This is a genomic window from Rhodococcus jostii RHA1 (assembly GCF_000014565.1).
In the GTDB taxonomy this organism is placed as follows: Bacteria; Actinomycetota; Actinomycetes; order Mycobacteriales; family Mycobacteriaceae; genus Rhodococcus_F; species Rhodococcus_F jostii_A.
The window spans coordinates 1,745,552-1,767,836 of the sequence record NC_008268.1; the positions used below are offsets into that span (position 1 = coordinate 1,745,552).

Annotated in this window: 16 protein-coding genes and 1 pseudogene; 4 read left to right on the plus strand and 13 right to left on the minus strand. The window is 64.2% G+C overall.

Annotation, left to right across the window (positions count from 1 at the left end; all coding sequences use genetic code 11):
- Positions 1 to 33: 33 nt before the first annotated feature.
- A complete protein-coding gene (locus RHA1_RS08055; protein WP_011594600.1) occupies positions 34 to 1,728 on the plus strand; it encodes a stealth family protein in 1,695 nt (564 codons plus the stop codon).
- Here the strand turns inward: RHA1_RS08055 and ppk2 are convergent, their stop codons facing one another.
- Positions 1,729 to 2,673 (minus strand): polyphosphate kinase 2, encoded by a 945-nt coding sequence (gene ppk2, locus RHA1_RS08060; RefSeq protein ID WP_011594601.1) that lies wholly within the window; start codon positions 2,671 to 2,673, stop codon positions 1,729 to 1,731. It abuts the gene before it with no gap.
- Between the two features lie 56 nt (positions 2,674 to 2,729).
- Here ppk2 and RHA1_RS08065 point away from each other — a divergent pair, with 56 nt between their 5' ends.
- Complete coding sequence (locus tag RHA1_RS08065; RefSeq protein ID WP_011594602.1) at positions 2,730 to 3,083, plus strand: helix-turn-helix domain-containing protein; 354 nt, start codon at positions 2,730 to 2,732, stop codon at positions 3,081 to 3,083.
- Here the strand turns inward: RHA1_RS08065 and RHA1_RS08070 are convergent, their stop codons facing one another.
- From RHA1_RS08070 to RHA1_RS44505, 3 genes are all read right to left on the minus strand, one after another.
- Positions 3,084 to 4,013, minus strand: coding sequence for a phosphodiesterase (locus tag RHA1_RS08070; RefSeq protein WP_041811241.1), 930 nt, complete (start codon positions 4,011 to 4,013; stop codon positions 3,084 to 3,086).
- Between the two features lie 137 nt (positions 4,014 to 4,150).
- Entirely contained in the window at positions 4,151 to 5,023 is an 873-nt protein-coding gene (locus tag RHA1_RS44500; protein WP_016883005.1) for a slipin family protein, read from the minus strand.
- On the minus strand, positions 5,020 to 5,487 hold the full coding sequence (locus RHA1_RS44505; RefSeq protein ID WP_050787262.1) for an NfeD family protein: 468 nt from the start codon (positions 5,485 to 5,487) through the stop codon (positions 5,020 to 5,022). Before RHA1_RS44505 ends, RHA1_RS44500 begins: the two co-directional genes overlap by 4 nt.
- A 139-nt stretch (positions 5,488 to 5,626) precedes the next feature.
- On the opposite strand from RHA1_RS44505, the gene RHA1_RS08080 reads away from it, so the two are divergent.
- Positions 5,627 to 6,436, plus strand: coding sequence for a HugZ family pyridoxamine 5'-phosphate oxidase (locus RHA1_RS08080; protein WP_011594605.1), 810 nt, complete (start codon positions 5,627 to 5,629; stop codon positions 6,434 to 6,436).
- Positions 6,437 to 6,542: 106 nt separating this feature from the next.
- On the opposite strand, the gene RHA1_RS45845 is transcribed toward RHA1_RS08080, so the two are convergent.
- The 3 genes from RHA1_RS45845 to RHA1_RS08100 all read right to left on the minus strand — a co-directional run bounded on the left by RHA1_RS45845 (position 6,543) and on the right by RHA1_RS08100 (position 9,571).
- Positions 6,543 to 6,908: a hypothetical protein gene (locus RHA1_RS45845; protein ID WP_237726854.1), complete on the minus strand. Its 366-nt coding sequence runs from the start codon at positions 6,906 to 6,908 to the stop codon at positions 6,543 to 6,545.
- Between the two features lie 494 nt (positions 6,909 to 7,402).
- Positions 7,403 to 8,211, minus strand: a protein-coding gene (locus RHA1_RS45850; protein ID WP_193384926.1) for an IS5 family transposase whose coding sequence is annotated in 2 segments (ribosomal slippage) — positions 7,403 to 7,869 and positions 7,869 to 8,211 — 810 coding nt in all. Because the reading frame shifts where the segments join, the coding sequence is not laid out codon by codon here.
- 217 nt (positions 8,212 to 8,428) lie between these two features.
- Positions 8,429 to 9,571, minus strand: a complete 1,143-nt coding sequence (locus RHA1_RS08100) for an IS701-like element ISRhosp2 family transposase (protein ID WP_081437414.1) — start codon at positions 9,569 to 9,571, stop codon at positions 8,429 to 8,431.
- A 552-nt stretch (positions 9,572 to 10,123) separates the two neighbouring features.
- Between RHA1_RS08100 and RHA1_RS08105 the strand changes: the two genes are divergently transcribed.
- Entirely contained in the window at positions 10,124 to 11,482 is a 1,359-nt protein-coding gene (locus RHA1_RS08105) for a type I restriction enzyme subunit R domain-containing protein (protein ID WP_011594612.1), read from the plus strand.
- Between the two features lie 117 nt (positions 11,483 to 11,599).
- Here RHA1_RS08105 and RHA1_RS08110 read toward each other — a convergent pair.
- The 6 genes and pseudogenes from RHA1_RS08110 to RHA1_RS08140 form a co-directional block, all read right to left on the minus strand.
- Positions 11,600 to 11,788 (minus strand): annotated as a pseudogene (locus RHA1_RS08110) (transposase); the annotation flags it as partial.
- A gap of 380 nt (positions 11,789 to 12,168) precedes the next feature.
- Complete coding sequence (locus tag RHA1_RS44510; RefSeq protein WP_011594615.1) at positions 12,169 to 13,731, minus strand: sigma-70 family RNA polymerase sigma factor; 1,563 nt, start codon at positions 13,729 to 13,731, stop codon at positions 12,169 to 12,171.
- 3 nt (positions 13,732 to 13,734) lie between these two features.
- Complete coding sequence (locus RHA1_RS08125) at positions 13,735 to 14,232, minus strand: hypothetical protein (RefSeq protein ID WP_011594616.1); 498 nt, start codon at positions 14,230 to 14,232, stop codon at positions 13,735 to 13,737.
- The gene (locus RHA1_RS08130) at positions 14,223 to 15,086 is read right to left on the minus strand and encodes a ParA family protein (protein ID WP_011594617.1); all 864 of its coding nucleotides are present in this window, start codon (positions 15,084 to 15,086) and stop codon (positions 14,223 to 14,225) included. Before RHA1_RS08130 ends, RHA1_RS08125 begins: the two co-directional genes overlap by 10 nt.
- A gap of 74 nt (positions 15,087 to 15,160) precedes the next feature.
- Complete coding sequence (locus tag RHA1_RS08135) at positions 15,161 to 16,873, minus strand: DEAD/DEAH box helicase family protein (protein ID WP_237726855.1); 1,713 nt, start codon at positions 16,871 to 16,873, stop codon at positions 15,161 to 15,163.
- Positions 16,870 to 22,182 carry a PDDEXK-like endonuclease domain-containing protein gene (locus RHA1_RS08140; protein WP_011594619.1) on the minus strand — a complete coding sequence of 1,771 codons (5,313 nt, stop codon included), beginning with the start codon at positions 22,180 to 22,182 and terminating at the stop codon, positions 16,870 to 16,872. Before RHA1_RS08140 ends, RHA1_RS08135 begins: the two co-directional genes overlap by 4 nt.
- Positions 22,183 to 22,285 lie beyond the last annotated feature (103 nt).

Consider the following 22,285-nt stretch of genomic DNA (forward strand, 5'->3'; position numbering starts at 1 on the left):
TTCCTAACAGATTCCGGCCGGGAAGCGTCCGACGTGGTACTTCGCGTCCGACGCTTACTCGAAGGCGGTAGCCGCACCACAGCGCCTAGACTGGGCAGGATCGCACTCGCGACAGCCACCGAAAGGCCCGACATTACTCAATCCTCCGCTCCGCATGACGTCTACTTCGTACCCCCGGAGCAGGAGACCGCGGACGCCGTCGCCCATGCCTCCGCCGCCGCGGCGTCGAGGTTGCGCGACCGCGCCGACGTGGTCCGGTTCAAGGGCCGCTTCGCGCTGCCGATCACGCACACCACACCGCACGAGGCGATGGTCGAGGACCTGCTGTTCGTCCGCGACGTCCTCGACGGCGCCGGGATCGAGTATCTGCTGGTGCGGGGCAATGACGAACGCCCGGTCATCGCGGTCAACTGGGCGCAGCGGAAGGCGTTACGGGCGGCCCTGGTCGCCGCGTGTGAGGACCGTCCGTGCTACTCCAAGACCGTCGACGCCAAGGGTCCCGCGGTCCTGGTGTCCGACGGCAGCCTGTCCGCGACGTCGAAGGCCCGCATCTTCCGGCTGTTCCGTCCGCGCGTGCACCTGGCCAGCGGCCTGAGTTACGGGGCGTCGACGGGGGTGCAGATCGAGTTGTGGTCGATCAGCGACGACGAGATCGTGCTGCCGATGGAGAACTCCCTGACCCGGCGTGTGGTGCGTTCGGAGGAGGCGGTTCGCGGCACCGTCGAGCGGTTCGGGCGGGTGTGGCCCACCATCGAGAACATGTTCGCCGACCATGCGTCGGACATCAATTTCGACGTCGACCTGGTGTTCTCCTGGGTGGACGGCTCGTCGGCGGAGTTCCAGGCGCAGCGCGCCAAGCGGATGCAGAGCTACGTGGTCGGCGAGGGCGACGACTCGGCCGCCCGGTTCCGGCAGATCGACGAACTCAAGTACGCGCTGCGCTCGGTGCACATGTACGCGCCGTGGATCCGCCGGATCTTCGTGGCCACCGACTCCGACCGTCCGGCGTGGCTCGCCGACGACCCGCGGGTCACGTTCATGCCGAGCGAGGAGTTCTTCGCCGACCCGTCGGTACTGCCCACCCACAATTCGCAGGCCGTCGAGAGCCAGCTGCACCACATCCCCGGTCTCGCCGAGCATTTCCTGTATTCCAACGACGACATGTTCTTCGGCCGCTCGGTGGGTCCGCAGATGTTCTTCTCCCCCGGCGGCATCACGATGTTCATCGAGGCGACCACCCGAATCGGGTTGGGCCACAACGACGACGAGCGCAGCGGCTTCGAGAACGCGGCCCGCGTGAATCGCCGGCTGCTGCAGGACCGCTTCGGTCTGATGACCACCCGGCACCTCGAACATGCCGCCACCCCGCTCCGCAAGAGCGTGATGGAGGAGATGGAGAAGGAGTTCCCCGACGAGTTCGCCGCCACGGCCGCAAGCACCTTCCTTGCCAGCACCAACATTTCGGTGACGAACTCGCTGTATCACTACTACGCGTTGATGAGTGGTCGCGCGGTGGTGCAGACCTCGGCGCGGGTGAAGTACGTCGACACGACGATGAAGTCGGGGCTCCGCGACATGGACTCGTTGCTCGCGAAGCGGTCGATGGACTTCTTCTGTCTCAACGATGGCAGCGCACCCGAGATCGACCTGGAGTTGCGGACCAGGAAGGTGACGCAGTTCCTGGAGAACTACTTCCCCATCCCGGCGCCGTGGGAGACCGGGGTCTGATCAGACGGCGGGAAACGCGTCTTCCGGGCGCTCGCCCTCGTCGTAGACCGTTGCGGGAGAACCGATGAGGAGCGGGTCGGGGGTGCCGACCACCCGCGGGTCCTTGCCGGTGTAATCGAATTTGTGGAGCACCCAGCGGATCGCCTCGATCCGGGCGCGCTTCTTGTCGTTCGATTTCACGACGGTCCACGGCGCCTGCGGGGTGTCGGTGTAGAAGAGCATCGCCTCTTTGGCCTCGGTGTAGGCGTCCCACTTGTCGAGGCTGGCGAGGTCGGTGGGTGACAGTTTCCACTGCTTGACGGGATCGGTGCTGCGGGAGACGAACCGGGCGTGCTGCTCCTCGCGGCCCACCGAGAACCAGAACTTGACGATGTGGATGCCCGACTGCACGAGCATCCGCTCGAACTCCGGCGCAGACCGGGTGAACTCCAGGTACTCGTTGGGGGTGCAGTAACCCATGACGCGTTCGACGCCGGCCCGGTTGTACCAGGAGCGGTCCATCATCACGATCTCCCCGCCCGCGGGCAGGTGCTGCACGTACCGCTGGAAGTACCACTGGGTGCGTTCGCGTTCGGTGGGCTTCTCCAACGCCACCACCCGCGCGCCACGAGGGTTGAGGTGTTCGGTGAACCGCTTGATCGCGCCACCCTTGCCGGCCGCGTCCCTGCCTTCGAAGATGATGACGAGCTTCTCGCCGTTCTCCTTCACCCAGGCCTGGAACTTGAGCAGCTCGATCTGCAGTTTGCGTTTGCGATTTTCGTACTGCCGCCGCGTCATCTTCTCGTCGTACGGGTACCCGTGCCGCCACGGCTCGTCGGTGTCGTCGATGGCGTGTTTGCGGCCGGACTTGCGCAGCAGCTCCCCGATCTCGTCGATCTCCGGGGTCACGTCGATCTGGCCGGCACGGGCGAGTTCGAAGGCGTCGGGATCGTGCAATTCGTCCACACAGCAAGACTACCGCCGCGAGGCCTCGCCGTCCGGGCTCATGAGATCGTAAACCCATGAGCATCGACCACATCGTTTCCGCGCTCGACTCGACGGTCGCGGCCGAGCTCCGGACCGCCCTCGACGCGTCGCCGATCGTCACCCTCGACGGAATGGTGCTGACCGACCCCGCGCGCGACGCGGTGCTCGAACTGCTCACGCTCCTCGCCGACGGGCAGAGTGTGGCGCTCGGTGCGGTCGCGGACCTGCTCACCACGTCGCAGGCCGCGGAGATCCTCGGCGTCTCCGACACCTATGTGCGCCGGCTCGCCGACTCCGGCGCGCTGCCCATCGAGATGCGCGGCACCCATCGCCGGTTCCGGCTCTCCGACGTCATGGCGTACCGGGAGAAGTTCCCGCGCAGGGGCTGACTACACCCGTACCCGCATGACGGCCTGCTCCCCGGTGTCCGGGATCCGCACGCCCTCGGCCGCGAGCCGCTGTTCGGTTTCCTCGGCGGTGACGTATTCGCCGACGGTGTCGTAGCTGCCCATCGGGACCACCGAATGCACGATCGTCTCCGGGTACACGTGCACCAGGTTGTACCCCTGGGCGCCGTCGCGTCCGCGCAGCGCCCCAGCCGGGACGTTGAGGTCCTGGGTGTAGCAGGTGGCAGACGCGACGGAGACGGGGATGCCCGCGAACGTCGCCGTCGTCGAGTAGTGCAGATGTCCCGCGAGGATCGACCGGACGTCGCTGCCGCGGAGCACGTCGGCGAGGCGCAGCTGGTCACGCAGTTCCACCAGCACCGCCAGGTCGAGCACGCACGGCACCGGCGGATGATGCAGCGCCAGAATGGTCCCGTGCGGTGCCGGAACCGCGAGCTGCTGTGCCAGCCAGAGCAGTTGGCTCTCGGAGATCTCCCCATGGTGATGTCCCGGCACGGTCGTGTCGAGGGTGACGATGCGCAGTCCGTCGACGTCGTAGACGTGGTCGATCGGCTCGTACGACGGTTCCTGCCCGAGCAGTTCCGTCCGGAAGTGGCCGCGGTCGTCGTGGTTGCCCATCGCCCAGATCACCTGCGCACCGAGCGACGCCGCCACCGGTTCGACGATCGCCCGCAGCTTCTCGTAGGCGCCCGGCTGACCGCGGTCGGTGAGGTCGCCGGTGAATACCAGGGCGTCCGGGCGGGCGTGCGACGACTCGATCTCCGTGAAGATCTGCCGCAGGGTGGCCTCGCTGTCGACGGCCCCGTACAGCAGGTCGTCGTCGACGAGATGGGTGTCGCTGAGGTGCAGCACGAAATGTGACGGTCGCGGATACTCGGCCGTCCGTATGTCGGCTGCCTCTGTGCCGCTCATCGGTCTCTCGCTTCCGCTCGCCCCGACGGGGGCAGGTGCCCGGGTGGACGCCACTGTTGGTCCACCCTAGCCAAGCGCACTCCGGTCACCTCCCGGGGCACGCGCGGTGGCCGGACGGTGAACGGTGGGGCACGACGTCAGTTTCGTGCGTGGTGCGGTGTGCGCGTCTCCGGGCCCGCGGGCGGGATCATCGCGGCGAGGTTGGCCTGGGCCTCGAACCGGGCGCGCTCGTCGCCGTCGTCCGCCGCTGCCGCGTCCTTGGCCGCGGTGAGGAACGGGCGGACCAGGTCGAGGGGCATCGGGAAGACGACGGTGGAGTTGTTCTCGCCGCCCATGGCGCTGAGGGTCTGCAGGTAGCGCAGCTGCAGGGTGGTGGGGTTGCGGCTGATGACGTCGGCGGCCTCGACGAGTTTCGCGGAGGCCTGGAACTCGGCTTCGGCGTTGATGATCTTGGCGCGACGCTCGCGTTCCGCCTCGGCCTGCCGGGCGATGGCCCGTTGCATGTTGGCGGGGATCTCGACGTCCTTGATCTCGACGGTGGTGACCTTCACACCCCACGGCTCGGTCTGCTGGTCGATCACCTTCTGCAGGTCCTCGTTGAGGCGTTCCCGCTCGCCCAGCAGGGCGTCGAGGTCGGCCTTGCCGAGAATCGAGCGCAGAGTGGTCTGAGCGATCTGCAGGGTGGCGGCCAGGAAGTCCTCGACCTCCACGATCGCCCGGTCGGCGTCGACCACCCGGAAGTAGGCGACGGCGGTGACCTTGGCAGGCACGTTGTCGTGGGTGATCACTTCCTGGACGGGGATCTTCAGGGTCACGGTCCGGAGGCTGACCCGTTCCATCCGGTCGATCGCCGGGATCAGCAGCACCAGTCCCGGGCCCTTCAGGTCGACCAGCCGGCCCAGCCGAAACACGACGGCCCGCTCGTACTCGCGCAGTACCCGGATCGAGCTGCTCGCGACGACGGCGAGGAGGGTGATGACGACGCACAGGATGACGATGATGGTGGTCACAGTTCCAACTCCCAGGGCTCGCGGCGGCGGACGGTGAGGGTGAGTCCGCGGATCTGCTCGACGATCACGGAGTCGCCCGCGGTCGGTGTCTCGTCGTCCCCGAACAGTGTTTGCGCCTTCCACAGGCTTCCGGCGGCCTCGACTTGACCTTGCCGTCCTTTCCAGTTGCGGACGGTGGCGTCGGATCCGATGAGGGATTGCATTCCGGTGCGCACGGGCGCATGCCCGGCGGCGAGTGCCTTCCGGCCGCCCACCACGGCGAGACCCACTCCGACCACCGCGACTCCGGCGGCCGCGGGGATGGCGATCATCTGTGCGGTGTCGCTGGACGTGAACAGCAGCCACACCCCGGCTCCGACGAACAGTGCCCCGAGCCCGCCGAGCACACCCGCGGTCGGTGCGTGTGCCTCGACGACGATCAACAGCACACCCAGCACCAGCGCCAGCACGCCCAACGCGGTCATCTCGCATCACCCACGATCACGCTTCACGAGGACCCGGTCGCACTCGCATAGCCACTCGGCGATCGAGCCCTCAGTTCAACGGTAAGCGCAGGTCGACGGCAATGCCACCGGCAATTTGCGGCGGGGTACCGTTCAACGAATGACCAACCTTGATCACGGAGATCCCGGTGACGCCCCGACCGTGCCGCCGCCGCTGGAGGAGGTCGCCAACCCGGCCCGTCCGTCCGCTGCCGAGGAGGCCCGGACGGTCGCGGCCACGACCAATGTGGGCACCCTCGCGACCTTGACCAGGGACGGCGACCCGTGGGCGTCGTTCGTCACCTACGGTCTGCTCGACGGCTCCCCCGTCCTGTGTGTGTCGCAGATGGCCGAGCACGGCCGCAACCTCGCGCACGATCCCCGCGCCAGCATCGCGATCGTCGCGCCGAACCCGCCGTCCGATCCGCTGGCCAGCACCCGCATCACCCTCGCCGGGTACGTCTACCGCCCGGAAGGCGACGAACTCGCCGCCGCCCGGGAGGCGCACCTGGCCGCCGTCCCGGCGGCGCACGTCTACATCGACTTCAGCGACTTCTCCCTCTGGGTGCTGCGGGTGCAGCGTGTGCGATGGGTCGGCGGCTACGGGCGAATGGACTCCGCGAGCGAAGAGTCCTACGCCGCCGCGACGGCAGACCCCATCACCCCGCATGCCGGCCCGGCGATCGAGCACCTCAACGCCGACCACGCCGACGCCCTCCGCGCGATGGCCCAGGCGCTCGGCGGCTTCCCCGACGCGAAGACGGCAACCTGCGAAGGAGCCGACCGCTACGGACTGGACCTGCGGGTCACCACCCCCCGCGGCGTGGCCGTGACTCGCGTCGGATACGCGGAGCCACTCAACTCGATCGACGAGTTGCGCGCGGCGACAGTCGCTTTGACAGATCAGGCCCGGGCGCTCACCGGTCGGTGAGCACGTGACACCTGGAGTGTCCCCCTCCCCGACCGACCAGCCCGGATGAGAGCGGCGAGCTTCGTGCTCGCCGCTCTCGCGGACCGAAAATGTGCGTGGTCGGTCCCTAGAATCCCCAATAGGCGCAACCATCTCCACTGACCAGACCGTCGCGGCACGCGCGATACGCCTCGAGGCAGCCTCCGGTCGCGCAACCACTTGCCTCGGCATCCGCTCGGCTTCGCTCTTCCACGTCCGAGGCAATTGCTGCCGGGTCAGGGTACGAACCGCTGGTGTACGGATTGCGGCAAGTGGCGCCGTCACATTCGAACGCGTTCGCCTGGCGTTCACTTTCGAGGTAACGCTCGCCGCCGAGTTGATCAAAACACCACTGCGAGAAGGACGTCGTTCCGTCGCTCCACAGAGCCGGCCCAGGCGTGCCCTCGTAGCACTCGACGACGAAGGGCTCATCCTCGACCTGCTCAGGGGTCACGACTACCTCGTCGGCGTCCGTTACGACCGGTGACGTCGGTAGCGCATCTGTCGTACCTGGAGGAAGCGCTGCGGCAGTGGTGGTTGTCACGGTGGCCGCTGTTGTCGCCGTTACTGAGGAAGGCGGCGCGGACGTGCCGCCACCACAAGCGGTCAGTGCGACAGCGAGCGCGATTGCGAGGCAGTGTCTCATCATGATTGCTACCTCATTGGGAGTCCGTTCTTGTCCTTCGGTTCGCCCGCGAGAAGCACGATTCCGTCGATGAGGGCCAGATCCACGCGACGAAGAGCCACATGCCGAGGCTGATCACCGTCAGCACGATGTTCACGATCAGCATCGCGAATCCGAGCCCGGTGTGGCCGGCGTAGAAGCGTCCCGCGCCGAAGTACACCTATAACGAGGACCCACTGACATCGGATGTCCTGATCGACCTACTTGTCCACGCGATCGAGGGAAGGTATGTCGAGGCACGGCGCACCTACTAAGAGCGTGTCTCATGTGGGGAGCTTCTTGAAGCAGGTGAGTGCGGCGGCGAGGTGAAGGAAGCCGGCGAAGTGTTCGCCGTGGCGCTCGTAGCGGATGGTCATGCGCCGGTAGCCGGTGAGCCAGGCGATGGTGCGTTCGATCTTCCATCGGTACCGGCCTAGGCGATCGTTTCGCTCGATGCCGCGGCGGGCGATCCGCGGGACGATGCCTCGTTCGCGCAGCCACCGTCGGTGAATGTCGTAGTCGTAGCCCTTGTCGGCGCGAAGCTTTCCCGGCTTGCGTCGGCGCGGTCCGCGCCGAGACTTCACGCCCGGAATCGCTGCCACCAATGGTTGCAGTATCGTGCTGTCATGGGTGTTCGCCCCGGTCACGCCCACGACCAGTGGGATTCCATTCGTTTCGGACAGGACGTGGATCTTCGATCCCTTCTTACCGCGGTCGACCGGGCTGGGACCCGTCAGTGAGCCCCCCTTTTCGCCCGCACGCTTGCCGCGTCCAGGATCGCTGCCGTCCAGTCGAGTTCGCCCGCGCTACCGAGTCGATCGAGCACCTCGCGATGGAGTCTCTCGAACACCCCATCCCGCACCCAGGCACTGAACCGTCGATGCGCGGTCGGCACGGTTACCCCGAACGAGGGCGGCAGGTGCCGCCACGCACATCCGCTGGTGAGCACGTACACGATCGCGGTGAACACCGCCCGGTCATCGGCCGGCGCACTGCCACCTCCCTGCGGCCGGGCGACAAAAGGAGGAATCAACGGTTCGACTATCTCCCACAACGCATCCGGAACCAACCTCAGTGACAACTCATCTACCACGCGTCACATTATGTCCCACAGGTCACTTCATCCACATGAGACACGCTCTAATACTGCAACGACAGTTTGTGATGTCGATGTTTGTAGTGGCTGGCGCGGGCTCTGGCCTGGCTGGCGCGGCGCCAGTTCGACCAGTGCCAGACGTGGACGAGGGCGTGTTGGACTGGGCAGGCGACGCGGTTGAACAATCGCCGGATCTCGTTGATTGTCAGAGGTATTAGATCTCGGGTACCGGTTTCAGATCCCCTTTTTGAGCGCCGCGGCGCAGGATGGTCAGGAAGGCAGCCGCGGCCATCGACAAGGTGATGTGCCGGTACCAGGCCGGGTACCCGCGCACCTGGTAGTGATCGAGTCCGGTCTCGTTCTTGGTGGTCTGGAAGCACTCCTCGATCGCCCAGCGACTGCCAGCTACCCGGACCAGCTCGGCGGGTTCGGTGTCGGCGGGGCCATAGCAGATGTAGTAGGCAATCTCGTCGGGGTCGGTGATCGACCGGCGGGCCAGCAGCCAGTGGCCGCTACCCCGTTCGCGCAGTGGCCGAATGTCGACGACCGCCCAGTCGTAGAGCCTGGGTCCGTGGGCGCCGTCGCCGCAGTTGATCCGCTGCCACGCGGTCGCCGGCAGGTCGGCGATCACGGCGTGGGCGCGGCGCTGGCGCAACTCCATCGAGATCACCATCTGCGACTTCGGAACGGCGAGAACATGGGCCACACCACGGGATTCGAGCCAGAGCCGGAGCTTGCCGACCTGCCCGTAGGCCTCGTCGCCGGTAAACCACCCGAACGGCACCCCGGCGTCGAGGGCTCGTTCGATCATCGTTTGCGCCAGTTCGGGTTTCGTCGCGAAAGCTACCTCGTCGCCGATCCCGGCGGTCCGGCACCGATCGCGGTCCTCGGTCCAGGCCTTCGGAAGATACAACTCGCGATCGATCAGCGCCCGGCCCCGGTCGGAGGCGTAGGCGAGAAACACCCCGATCTGGCTGTTCTCGATACGTCCGGCCGTGCCGGAATACTGCCGGGCCACCCCGGCCGAGCGGGTGCCCTTCTTCAAAAATCCTGTCTCGTCGACGATCAACACGCCCTTGTCGGCGTCACCGATCGTCTCGACCACGACCTCACGCACGTCGTCACGAAGCCCCTCGCAGTCCCAGGAGTAGAAGTTCAGCAGCCGCTGCATGCCCTCCGGGCCCGTATCACCGGCCGCCTCCGCCAGTGTCCATCCGTTCTTACGTTCGACCTCACCGAGCAGTCCGCGCACATACGCGGCCATCCGCCGCCGCGACTCCACCCGCGAAAACCGGTGGGCGAACCGCGCACAGAACGCGGTGAACCCCGCTGACCACTCCAGCACCTCTGACTGCACCCTAGATCAATTACCACAAAAGTCCCGTCAGTCACAAACTGTCGTTGCAGTACTAAGACGCCAGCACTCATCCACCCCTAATTCGCAAGTGCGCCGAGAAAACTGAGGACTTTGAGGACCCTCACGCAAAGCATGGAGCCCGAGTACTAAAACGATTGACCCAAGGCTCCTGGAGAACCGCAAGAGCCCCGGACACGATCGCGCGTCCGGGGCATTTACTGGAAGTTGTTACGTGAGAATACTTTGCGCCCGACCGCGGCCCTGAGGTGGCGGGTGCAGATCACGTACCGCGAGGCATAGTTACCAGCGGAGCCCGCACCTCAGCACACACACCGCCAGTTGAGGAGCGCTCGCTCATCCAGAGGGCGTAGGTGTCGACCCGAGCACTCTTCGGGTGTGAGGCGTGATACGCGATGTCCGGTTGACGAGACCCAGGACAGCATGCATCTTCTGCTGCTTCAGGTCGTAGACGCCGTGATCCACCAGGTCCCCTCCGCCCGTGTGCTGGCGCTCACGCAACCCTCCTAAGTTCCCAGTTAGGCAGAATTCGACGTGAAGCGCGCGTCGAAGAAGCTGCGTACCTTCGTGGAGGGCAATGAGCACGCGATCCGCCTCAAAGCCGAGATCATGGTCGATCATTTCCACAGCCAGGTCATCGCCAAGCACAAGCTCGGGGGCCAGGCACGCTCGATGGTGGTAACCAGCAGCATCTCGCGCTGCATCGAATACTTCCACGCGATCAGCACCTACCTCGCCGACTGCAAGAGCCCTTATAAGGCGATCGTCGCGTTCTCCGGCGAGCATGAGTACAAGGGCATCAAGGTCACAGAAGTAAGCCTCAACGGTTTTCCTTCCAAGGACATCGCCGACCACATCCAGGAAGATCCGAACCGAATCCTCGTCGTCGCGGACAAGTTCCAAACCGGCTATGACGAGCCGCTGCTCCACACAATGTACGTCGATAAGACTTTGTCGGGTGTGAAGGCAGTCCAGACGCTGTCACGACTCAATCGCGCCCATCCGGCAAAGCGCGATGCATTCGTGCTCGATTTCGCTAACGACGCGGAGGGCATCGAGCGGGCATTCGCACCGTATTACCGAACGACCGTCCTTAGTCAGGAGACGGATCCCAACAAGCTCCACGACCTGGTCTCCGAGCTGAACGGCTTCGCCGTTTACACGCAAGAGAGCGTGGACAAATTCGTCAAACTCTACCTCGCGGGTGCCGAACGCGACCAGCTCGACCCAATCCTCGACACCTGCGTGGCCGAGTACCTCGAGATGCCGGAGGAAGAGGACCAGGTCACCTTCAAGGGCAGCGCGAAGGCCTTCGCGCGGACCTACAACTTCCTCTCTACGGTCATGCCCTTTGGTGTAGCTGCATGGGAGAAACTATCGATCTTCCTCGACCACCTCGTGCCGAAGCTCCCTGCGCCGCGTGAGGACGACCTATCGGCCGGCATCCTTGAAACCATCGACATGGAGTCCTACCGCCTTGAGAAGCGGGAAGTCATGAGGATTGCCCTGGCTGACGAGGAGGGTGCTGTCGAACCCGTGCCAGCCTCGAGCGGGGGTCACATAACCGAGCCGGAGCTAGACCGTCTGTCGGCGATCCTCCAGTCCTTCAACGACCTCTTCGGCAACATACCTTGGACCGACGAAGACCGAGTCCAGCACCTCATCACCGAAGAGATCCCACGCAAGGTCGCTGAAGATGAGGCCTATCAGAACGCGAAGATGAACAACGACCCGGCAAATGCTCGCGTTGAGCACGACCGAGCGCTGGCTCGCGTCATGCTCGCACTCGTCTCGGATGATACTGAACTCTTCAAGCAGTTCAGCGACAACGATGGCTTTAAGCGGTGGTTGTCCGACGCGACTTTCCGATCGACGTACGGGAAAATCGCCTGAGCCCTCCGCTAGCCCAGGCCTTAAGACCCCAGGCGTGCCGAGAGGGATCGCTGAGTAGTTTTGACCCTGTGTCCACTCATGGCGTCCACCACCCGAGCAGATGGCAGGTGGTCACCAGCGAGCCCCGTTGCGTTCGGTGGTGCGGGCCTCGGTGCGTTCATAGCGGCCGGCGCCGATCTGTTCGATGGCTTCGGTTTCGATCAGTTCTTGCATGACCATCCGGACCGATTCACGGATCAGATCCACACCTTCTCCGGCACGGAATGCGTCGAGTAGCTCGGACAGGGCAGACTGGGATAGGGCCATCGGTGGACCTCTTTCTTCGATGCGTGCTTGGCCGTACACACCGAAGATCCCGCCGATGGCCCTCTCTACGTCGGAGCCGCGCCGCTCAGTCCCAAACCCCACCACTCCACGGGACGCCTACTGATTGATAGCGCGGAGGCGAGCTGGCGTGGCTTGCGAATACCGCGAGTGAGATCCATCAGGCGGAACATTTCACCGTCGATAGAGAAGTCGAGCAGTTCCTGTCTACTGATCGAATCGAGACCGTCATTTGTGCGGACTGCCAAGAATCTCATCGCCTCGCTACGCAGACGTGTATCAAAAATCCGGTGCCACATCGGCGCCCTGAGAGATGTCCGCCATCAACCGTTCCTCCACCTACTCAGCCTTCCCGCCACTGGTCACAGTGAGTCGTAGAAGGGTCGCAGGATGTCTGCGACTGACTCCTCTTTCATTGCTTTCAGCAACTTGGACTCGATCTGCCGGATTCGTTCTCGTGTAACACCATAGATCTTTCCGATCTCATCGAGGGTGTACGGATCCGATCCTGTAAGCCCGTACCGGAGTCGGATGACCTGGGCGTCCCGCTCGGACAGCGGCGAAAGCACCGATTCCAGCGTTTCGTAGAAACGTCTCCGCTCAGCGACTTCTTCTGCAACGACGGCCAGGTCGTCCTCGAAATCGAGCCCGTCGTGTTCAGCATTGTCGGTGAGCACATCAAGACTCAGCACCCGTTGGTCGTACTTTTCCAGATCACCGATGTGTTCGATTGTGGTGTCCAGCGCAGTCGCGAGCTCGCTCGGCGTCGGCTCCCGCCCGGTCTCCTTCGTCAGGCGCGCACGCTCCTTGCCCAGCTGGTCGATCTGCTCGACCATGTGCACCGGAATTCGAATGACTCTGGACTGGTCGGCCAAGGCACGAGTGATCGCCTGCCGAATCCACCACGTCGCGTAGGTCGAGAACTTGAATCCGGTCTTGTAGTCGAACTTCTCGACGGCCCTGATCAATCCCAGGTTGCCTTCTTGAACGAGATCGAGAAGATCGAGTCCCCTGCCCTGGTACCGACGAGCGATCGATACGACCAACCGCAAGTTCGCCTCGAGGAACCGCCTCTTTGCATGCTGTCCGTCACGACACACCCGATGCAGGTCGCGGTGTCGCTGGTCGGACAACTTTTCGCCGGCGTCCTCGGCCTCCTTCAGGAGATAAGCCGCATAGAGCCCGGCCTCGATCCGCTCCGCGAGCTCGGATTCGTCTCCCGACACGAGTAGGGAGCGCTTCTTGATCGACTTCGAATACGCGCGAATCGAATCGACAGTCTCATACTCGTCGACGTCGGTGGCCGCCTCTGCACCCGGATCGCCGTCGTCCAATTCGGGAGGAAGGGCAGTCTTGCTGTTGCTCGCGTTGTCGACGACACCCGGTTTTGGACGCGGAGCTGCCTGCTTCGACGATCGCGTGGGTTGCGGTGCACCCTCTTGCTCCGCAGCGCCCTTCTGCTGCAGCCCTGTTTGCGAATGTGCCGCGGGCTTGGGTGCCTGCGGCATTGGAGGACGATACACAGGCTCGACAGGGACTCCATCGAGCCCTTCGACCACGCGCTCGACAGGGGAAGCCCGAACGACGACGGTGACGTCGAGCGCCCTGAGCGAACGAGCCAGCTGCTCGAACGCGTCATTCGAGCCGGCGTAGTAACGCACGGCGTCGGGATGACCAATCTTGCCTCGCCTGTCCGACCACACGTCGAGGTCGAAACCCCGCTCGATGATGTAGACAATTCCAAACTCGGAAGTTGTTCCGCCCGTGAGCCGTACTTCACCGATCTCCGAAATCGGCAATCGCCGCGGCGCAGTGGCAAATGCCAACGCCACTGACGGCGCGAGATCTTCCCGTGTTATCCAGACGTACCCGCCATGCAGTAGTACCTGCCCGTCGAAGCCGTCGTACCGATCGACTGTGATCATGAATTACCGCAGCACATCGCCCTTGGTGGCGCGGGCCTGCACCCGCTCCACTATCCGATCGATCAAGCGCGGCGGAGTCTTCCAACGCATCGCGGCTTTGTCATAGTTCATCGAGTGCTCGGTGACGATGTCCTTCAACTGCTCCGCGTTCAGCGTCTTCAATCGTGCCCGCAGGCCCGCTTCACCCGATACCTCGAACACCGAGAACGGATCGAGGACACCCTTGGAACGCGTGGTCGTGTTACGCGCGGCGGCAGGCTTGGGTGAGGCAGGAGGCGCTTGAATTCCACCGGCGGTGAGTGCCTCACCCAACGCCTTCGCGAAGCGCGGCGTACGAGCGGCTTCGTCCGCGACCGCCTGGACCATTCGAGCCAGGGCCACCGCAACCTCAGGATGGGCCTTGCCGAGCGTCACCAACGACGTCTCCGCATCGGAGGTGACCCGCCGCAGTCGCAGCTCGTCGACCGTCAGGTCTCTCCCGCGTGTCTCTCCTACGCCCATCCCAACCTCACCTTTGCCGTAGCCATGAAATCCTGTGCCAGATCCCGTAGTGCGGTGAACTGACCTTCCGCTCCGTACTTCTGTCGGAGAGTGCCGAAGTCCGCATACTCTGCAGCCGCCGCAATCTGATTCGCCTCCGGGATCAGGGATGGAAACACCATCGTGATGTCCCTTCTCCGGTTCAGGTCGTCAACCGTGTTTCGGTGGACCGGCGACGCCTTCCGGTACTTGGTGATCACCACACCCAGTTCGACGATTGGCCGTCCCCAGCGCTCGCCAAATTGCGCGATCCGTTCCTGAACCGGACCGATCCCGTAGGTCGACATCACATCGGGGATGGTGGGAATGATGTACGCATCCGCGCAACGTAATCCGTTGAGTGTGATGGTCTCGAGGTTCGGTGGGCAGTCGATCAGTACGTAGTCGTATTGATCGATGACGGGCTTCAGTGCGCGCAGGAGGATGCCCGTCGAGTCATTCGACACGAACCCTGCTCCCGCGATCCTTTCCTGCAGACCAATCATTTTCAGCGAGGACGGAAGGAGATCCACCGTCCGCACCTTGCGCAACGGCGACACGGCACGCTGGATGATGCTCGATACGTCGAACTCGAAGGCGCTGCCGCCAGCTGACATCGCCCCCTCGAACAATGCCGCCAAGGTGAGGCTCTGCGAGTCGAGCTCGCCCCAGCGACTCTCCCCAATCATCATCATCGTCAGGTTGGTCTGAGGGTCGAGGTCGATGAGCAGTACCCGTTGCCCGAACTCGCCGGACAGCATCTCACCGAGGGCAGCCGTGGTCGTAGTCTTCCCCACCCCACCCTTGAGGTTGATGGTCGCGACCACGTGCGTCATGACGGCCCTTTCCTGCTGCAACTTTCAACAATGTACAAACTAGCGTGTGGATCCGACACGGACTGGCACCGCGGCTACAGCAGGTTCGCCAGCACGTCGGCAACGTCGGGCTTCTCGAGCCGACTCATCGCGGTGGACTCCATCCGGCCGACGTCGACCGCCGTCAGCGCGAGCGTCGCGGCTACCTCCGTCTGACTCATCGGCCGGTGACCACCTAGCCCGAACCGCAAGATCACGACACCAACTTGGTCCGGTTCGAGCACCGACAATCCTGTCAACACGATATCGAGGTCGTCGGCGCGCGGGTTCTCCGCGACTCGGCTCAGGACAGCCCGCAGCTCAGAGCCGGCAGAACCGAGAGTGACCGCCGCGGGCTCCACAGAGTCTGCCTCCCCCACCAGTCGCTCAGCAGTTTCCCGATAAACGGCGTCGGACGAATCCACAGACAATCCGTCGAACGACTCGACCCCACCGAGCCAATCACGGAGAACGTCCGCCGCCTGATCCGCGTCGACGGTGATCAGCTCGGACGCGATACCCGTCAGCTGTTCGAGAAACGTGCCGTGAGCACCCAATTCCGGGTCCTCCGCACTCCCCTTGGCGAACAGTACGAGGAAGGACGCGTGTCGGCCGTCCTGCTTCGGACGAATGATGCGACCCATCCGCTGGATCATCTGCCGCCGACTCTTGCTGCTGGCGAGGATGACGCCCACATCAGCTTCCGGAACGTCGACACCTTCGTCCAACACCTTCGGGGCGACCAAGGCCTTCATTGCCCCGCTCTTGAACGCACCCAGTAGCGTGGTGCGGTCGGTTCGGGACAGGTCACTCGTATACGGCGCCGCAAGCACGCCTTCCTCGAGAAGCACCTCCGCAGCCGCACGCGACGATTCCTTGGTCTCGGAGAACAGGATGCTGCGTCCGGTCTGTGCCAGCACGCCCCCGAGCTCCCGAACCGTCTCGAGTTTTCCTGTTGCAGCGGCGAGCAGTGCACGTCGCTGCGAGAACGCACGTAGGTAATTCCTGGCCGCCCACGTGGCGCGATCAGCGCCGCCTTCGCTGAGTTGCTGTACCTCGCGCATGAATTCGCCGAAGGGTTCCCCCGCGCAGCCGTACTTGTGGATCAGGTTGCCGCGCTCACGCTTCGCCGTTTCGTCGAGCTCGGAGTAGGCGCCCTGTTCCGCCTCCGAGAAGGGTACGGCAACCAACATCACCCGGACCGGGGCGAGAATGCCATCGCGGTGTCCTCGGTCATAGTCGCATCCCGAGATGACAGCCTCGAAGTACGGCAGAAGATGTTGTTCGACGCCGTCATCGGTGCGCTCGAATGTGGCGGTGAGTCCCAACCGTTCGGTGAACTCATCGGTGAGTAGACGTGAGAAAGTCAGGGCGCCGTACCGGTGGACCTCGTCCGCGACCAACAATGCCTGACGAGTCGGCGTGGGCGCATTGTGCTGGATCGCGGATTGCACAGTGCTCACGAGGATGTCGCTGTTCGCAAAACTATCCGACGACCCGGCACCACGACGACCGACACGACGACCCGGCAACGCCTCCCGAATTGCCCGATGCCACTGGTCGAGGAGGTCTATGCCGGGAACCACCACCAGCACCGACAATCCGCGAGACAGCGCCTCTGCGGCGGCGACGATACCGAGCGTGGTCTTACCCGTGCCGGTCACCGCTTCGACCACCGCACGGCGACCCGCTGCATTCCACGCATCGAGCGCTTCCTGTTGCCACGCGCGCAGCTCGAGGCGTTCGGCGGCAACCGTGAATGCCGTCACGGCCTGGCCCATTCCGGACCGTCGGCACCGGCACGCTTACGCAGCAAGCCTTCCCGCTCCAGCTCGGCGAGGAGGGCCGAGAGCTCGCCGTCCGGGAGCCGAGTGATGCGAGAGCCGCGTTCCATCGTCACCGGGCTCGTCCATGCGGCGGCGGTCAGCACACTCTTTGCAGAAGCACGTTTCGCAGAAGGCAGGCCCGCCCCCACCGCGTCGGACGCCATGCGGTCCTCGGAAAGGACGTACTTCCCTTGGGCGATGGCGAGTGTTTCCTCGGACACCAATGCGTCCAGTGTCTCCCGCATCAACACGTCGTCAGCCGGCAGTCGTCGGTGTAAATCGGTCCGAGTCACCGGTCCCTTCTTCACCTCGGCGACGATGAGGGTGCGCAGCAGCCGCGGGGAGAACTCCTGGGGACCGGGCTCGGGACGCGAACGGGAAGGTGCGACGGGTGTGTCAGATTCCGTCTCCAGAGGTTCGGCGAGTGCGTAGCGGATGTCCGGCTTACGCCCCACCTTGTCCATGAGATTCTTGTGCGCCAGCTTTCGGAGCGCCGACCAGATCTGCGCACGGTCGAGTCGCCACAGCTCAGTGAGCTCGGCGGTCGACACCGGACCGGACTTCGCTGCCGCGAGTAGTCGAGTGAAGAGGTAGTCGTCAGGTCGCGGAATTGCGCTTTCGGGCATCACTTCCCATGCCGAAGCAGAAACCGCTGGAGAGGGGTCAGAAACTACCTCGGGTACTGACGTCTCGACCTCGGCGACTATCGGTGCCGGAGGCTTTATTTCTGCCGGTTCCGGCGTCGTGACCGCCGGCTCGGCCAGGTGCACTACCCGCTCAACCAGATCGACGTCCACCGTCGGCTCAGCTGGCAACGGGACGGGCAGTGACTCTGAGGGGAGCACGTTCGCTAGCTCCGCCTCAGCCACGTCCTCGGCGAGTGACTCGTCGTCGGGCAGTACCGGTGGCGTCCACGTCGAGGTCGAGACCGACTCCGCTGTGGAGACGGACCCGGGCGAGATCCCGCGCTTGTCGAGCTGAGCCCACAGCCCGCTCAGCGAACCGACGGGATCCAAGTAGTACTCCGACTCGCGGATCCTCCAGAACTCCCAACCGCAACGCTGGAGTTCTCGTTCGCGCTCCATGTCGCCGCGCACCTGTTCCGGTGATGTGTGGAAGGCGTCGCCGTCGCACTCGACCGCTAGCCGACCGGCTGCACCGGTGACCACCAGATCGATGCGGCGATTGTTCACCTCCACCTGTGGGTTCACGTGATATCCGCGTGCCACGAGGTCGAGGTAGATGCGCTGTTCGAAGAGGCTGTCGAAGTCTCGGTGGCGCTCGTCTCGCGTTACCCCCGCCGGCATCGGATTTGCCGGTGCCGGCGAGGTCGACTGCATGTAGGTGAGCAACGAATGCCGTAGGTCGGTCGAGCGCAACGAATCTGCCGTCCTCGAATGGAACAGCCACAGCTGGTCCTGCGCACGTGAGGCAGCCACGTTGTAGCGGCGTTGGTAGTCGTTTTTCGTCATCGCCGATATTTGCTGTTCGGGTGCGACCACCATCGACAGGAAGATGACCTGCCGCTCGTCGCCCTGGAAGTCGGGTGGTGTTCCGATGCGAAGCCGGCGCTCGTCCCACACGTCGATGTCCAGGCGCTTGAGAAGCTCGTTTTGGATGACGTCCACCTGTGACTGCCCCTGGAGCACCACGACACCGAAGGTCTTGCCGTCGTAGGCATTGTCGGACAGGCATTCCTCGATGGCATCGACGATGGCGAGCGCTTCGGGCCTGTTCGACAGTGTGGCGTTTCTCCCGGTAACGACCCCGCCCTCCACATAGGTGGTGCGCAGCGGCGGCAACCGGTCGGCGCCAAACTGGCGTACGGGCACCAGCGGCGCGTCGCGGTAGAACTGGTTGCTGGACCAGTTGATGATCTCGGGCATGCAGCGGAAATGCTCGCGCAGCCGGATAACCTGACCAAACCTGGTCCGTAGCAGGGAGAACAGGCTGTCGCGGGGGGTGAAGCTGTTGCGGAGGTAGCCCGGCACGTCGTGCAGATACATGTCGAGGCGGTCGAATATTCCGTCCAGCGCACCCGACGATACCTCGCTGGGAGCGCACTGCTTGTCGTCGCCGACGACGATCACTCGCGGTGCGAGCCACAGCAGGAACAAACTGCTGATGTCGGCCTGGCTGGCTTCATCGACGATCACGACGTCGAAGGTGTTAGGTTCCGGCGGAATCGACGCGAGTACCTGCTGGAGCGGCATCACCCATGCGGGCACCGCACGCTGCGCGATCTGCATCGCTTCACGAGCCGAAGCGCGATAGGTCTCGGCATACTTGCCGGTGCCCTTGCCGATCGCCGACACATGCCCGCGGTACGCCTGCAGGGCCTGCACTTCGGTTGCCGTCATCCGTTGAAGACAACCCAACCAGGCTCGTTCCGCCGCCAGCCGCGCCGTCAGCTGGGCGATATCAGCTTCGGCCGTCGCGAGGTCCAATTCCTGCTGCTTGTCTCGGCCCACCTCATGCTGGCGCTGCACCCAGGTGTGAGCGCGGCGCCAGGCCCACGCCTGGTCGAGGTTGTCGAGGCGCGTCGACCATCTCTCGTCATCCGCGGTCTCGGCGATCAGCGTCGCCAGTGCAGGAGCGCTGCCCTCGACCTGCCCGCGCAGGGTGTTCAAGTATCGCTCTTCTTCTTGTTGCTGCCCAGCCGTCGCAAGATCGGAGAGCGCTCGGGTGATTTCGTCGAAGTCTGCCGAGCCGAGCCCCTCGATCAAATCAACGCACTCAGGGGCTGGTGCTCCACCACACACCGCCGACACCTCGGCACTGAGTTGACTCATTCGGCTGCGGGCATCGTCCGCGTCATGAGTCGCCGCGACGGCACCGGCCGCGGCCGCGAGTGCTTGTGCATCCGAGACGCTTCGGATCCGAGGCGCGGCAGGGCTGATGCCGAGCAATACCTCCACCAGACCGTTTGCCTCGGCGACGAGCGCATCGACGTGCCTGATCTGCGCGACCGTCCGGTGCAGTTCATTGATCTGGACGGTGCGTGAACCGTTTACGTGGACGACGATGCCGAGATCCCCGAGGAGTGTTGCGGCACTCTGCACGCAGTCGAGTGCACGAAGGTGTTCAGTGACTATGCGCGCCGATTCTGCGGTCGCGGCGTCTTCGCCGTCCACTGTCGCCAGTGCGCCCAGCTCCTCGACGGCCTTCTGTTCATCACTCTTACGAAAACGTGTTCGCCACTCCACACCCTTTTCCATTGCGACGGCCAACGCGCCGTAGGCATTCAGAGCGCGACGACCGACTACAGGTGTGTCGACGAGTCGCGGGCCGACGAAGGCGTCGGCGCCCTTGGCCATGTCGAGCAGGGCAGGGACCTCCGCGGTCCTCGACCATAGATGTGAGGTGTGACCCGACAGCACACCCTCGGCCGCGTTCTGGAGCGCCGGCTCAAAGGCTCGAACTTCGGCAACCTTGGCCTGGAGGCGCTCGCACCGGCGTTGCACATCCATCAGCGTCGGTGCCGGTGCTCCGCCGAGCAACTGAAGAACCTGTGCGGCGCCCGGATTGATATCTGCAGGCCGGATGGACGCCCGCGTGCACAGCTGCTGCAACTCGGGTAGTGGGGGAAGAAGGTGGTCGACGGCGGGCAACGACTGGTCGAGCCGCCCCGCGCGGGTTGGGCTCGATCGGAGGGTCAGCGCGATCAGGGTTCGGAACTGGTCACTGGTGAGCGGGGGTGTGTCAGCGTTGACCGGACCTGGGAGCCAGTCGAACTGCTCCGCCTGGTTGGTGACCTCTCGAACGATTGCTGCGGCAGTCCCTGAGTACCCCGGTGACACTTCCGGGTGCTGGAACGTTTCGGACTCACGCAGGGCTCGGATGTCTTCGGTAATCTTCGCGCGGCGACTCAGTGCCTGACGACGTTTGTCGGTGAGATCGGCGATCCGAGACTCGGCATCGTTCTTACTGAATGATGCTTTCCGGGTAGCTATCTCGGCAACGCTCTTGTTGAGCTCATCGGAGCCACCCCGTCCGATATCCGTGATGGAGACACATAGCTCCTGCATCTCCTCCGGCAATTTGTCTCGTAGTACCCGGAGCGCCTGCGACTTCTCACTGGTGACGAGGACACGCTGCCCGTTCGCGAGCAACGCTGAGACGAGGTTGGCGATGGTGTGGGTCTTGCCTGTTCCGGGTGGACCTTCCACTACGACGCCGCTATCGTCCGCGAGTCGTTCGATGATCTCGCTCTGTTCACGGTTGGCGGGCAAGGGAAACAACGGATCTTCAGCGAGAGCTGCTGACGGCGCGGAGCCTGTCCTCTCGAGCCACGCGACTCGCTCATTCGGCTCGATGGCCGTCACCAACTGCGCAAGTCCCAGCGGAACGGTGCTGTCGTTGCGCTCCGCAGCAGCGATCATCGTCTCGTAGTACTCAACCAGTGCGAACGCGCCTCGCTTACGCAGTACCAGTGCTGGTGACGGAGTTAGGACGCGACCCGACGGCGAGTCCGTCCCGTTCTCTTCGACCTCCACGTTCGTGGTGAGCGCACGCGCGGCCCATTCCTTGAGGAAAACGAGGATGTTCTCATCGACGGGAGACGTCGCTTCGTGCAACCGCTCCTGGAGAGCGCGTGAACCCGATACGTCGAACACCTCGAGACCAGTCAGCAGCTGTGTGTCCTCGAGCCTCGGCGCAGTGTCGGCATTGAGCCGTACCAGTAGGTCCCCGGTGGTTTCGTCGCGTTCTACGGAAACTGGCTGCGTAATAATATGCGTGCAGATGTCTTCGCCGGCGACCTTTGCCGACAGCTCCAACAGCCCGGAAGCCAGAACCAGCTCGACGGACTCGGGGCGCGACACCACCTCCTGCAAGGCGTGCTGCAGCGCCCGGTAGAGCTCCCAATACGGCCGTCGCTCCTGGTCGAGCTGAGCCCACATTCGCCACTCGGACAGCCACCGTGTGAATTCGCCCTCGACGGCCGGTGCGTTGGGTACAAGTTCCAACGAGGCACTCGAGTCTGTGGGATCGCCCTGGATCCACTCTCGAAGGTCCCGGGGTACTTCGGGCGGCTCCTCCAACGCAACCCGCCGCGACCGAATCACTACTTCACCTGCGGTGACTTCGAAATCCACTGACACCGAGAGACGGCTCTCGTTCAGCCAGATGATGTCGTCGTGGAGGCGGAGGTTTCGGACCGGCTTGGTCCGCGCCTTGACCAGTTCCTGCAGGAACTGCATGAGCCGCTGAACCCGGTCTTTGAGCTGGGGGTCGTCTTCCCGAACCTCCACAGAATCGCCCCCTTCGTGCCTGTGCGCCTACTGCGCGCCCGTACCGTGTAACAGGGTAATGACCAGGTAAGACACTCGCGCGACGGAGTCCTCAATTCCATCC

Coding starts and splice junctions, on each gene's coding strand:
- RHA1_RS08065 (WP_011594602.1), top strand. CDS start 2,730: ATGAGCATCGACCACATCGTTTCCGCGCTCGACTCGACGGTCGCGGCC.
- RHA1_RS08070 (WP_041811241.1), bottom strand. CDS start 4,013: ATGAGCGGCACAGAGGCAGCCGACATACGGACGGCCGAGTATCCGCGA.
- RHA1_RS44505 (WP_050787262.1), bottom strand. CDS start 5,487: ATGACCGCGTTGGGCGTGCTGGCGCTGGTGCTGGGTGTGCTGTTGATC.
- RHA1_RS08080 (WP_011594605.1), top strand. CDS start 5,627: ATGACCAACCTTGATCACGGAGATCCCGGTGACGCCCCGACCGTGCCG.
- RHA1_RS44510 (WP_011594615.1), bottom strand. CDS start 13,731: ATGATCACAGTCGATCGGTACGACGGCTTCGACGGGCAGGTACTACTG.
- RHA1_RS08125 (WP_011594616.1), bottom strand. CDS start 14,232: ATGGGCGTAGGAGAGACACGCGGGAGAGACCTGACGGTCGACGAGCTG.
- RHA1_RS08130 (WP_011594617.1), bottom strand. CDS start 15,086: ATGACGCACGTGGTCGCGACCATCAACCTCAAGGGTGGGGTGGGGAAG.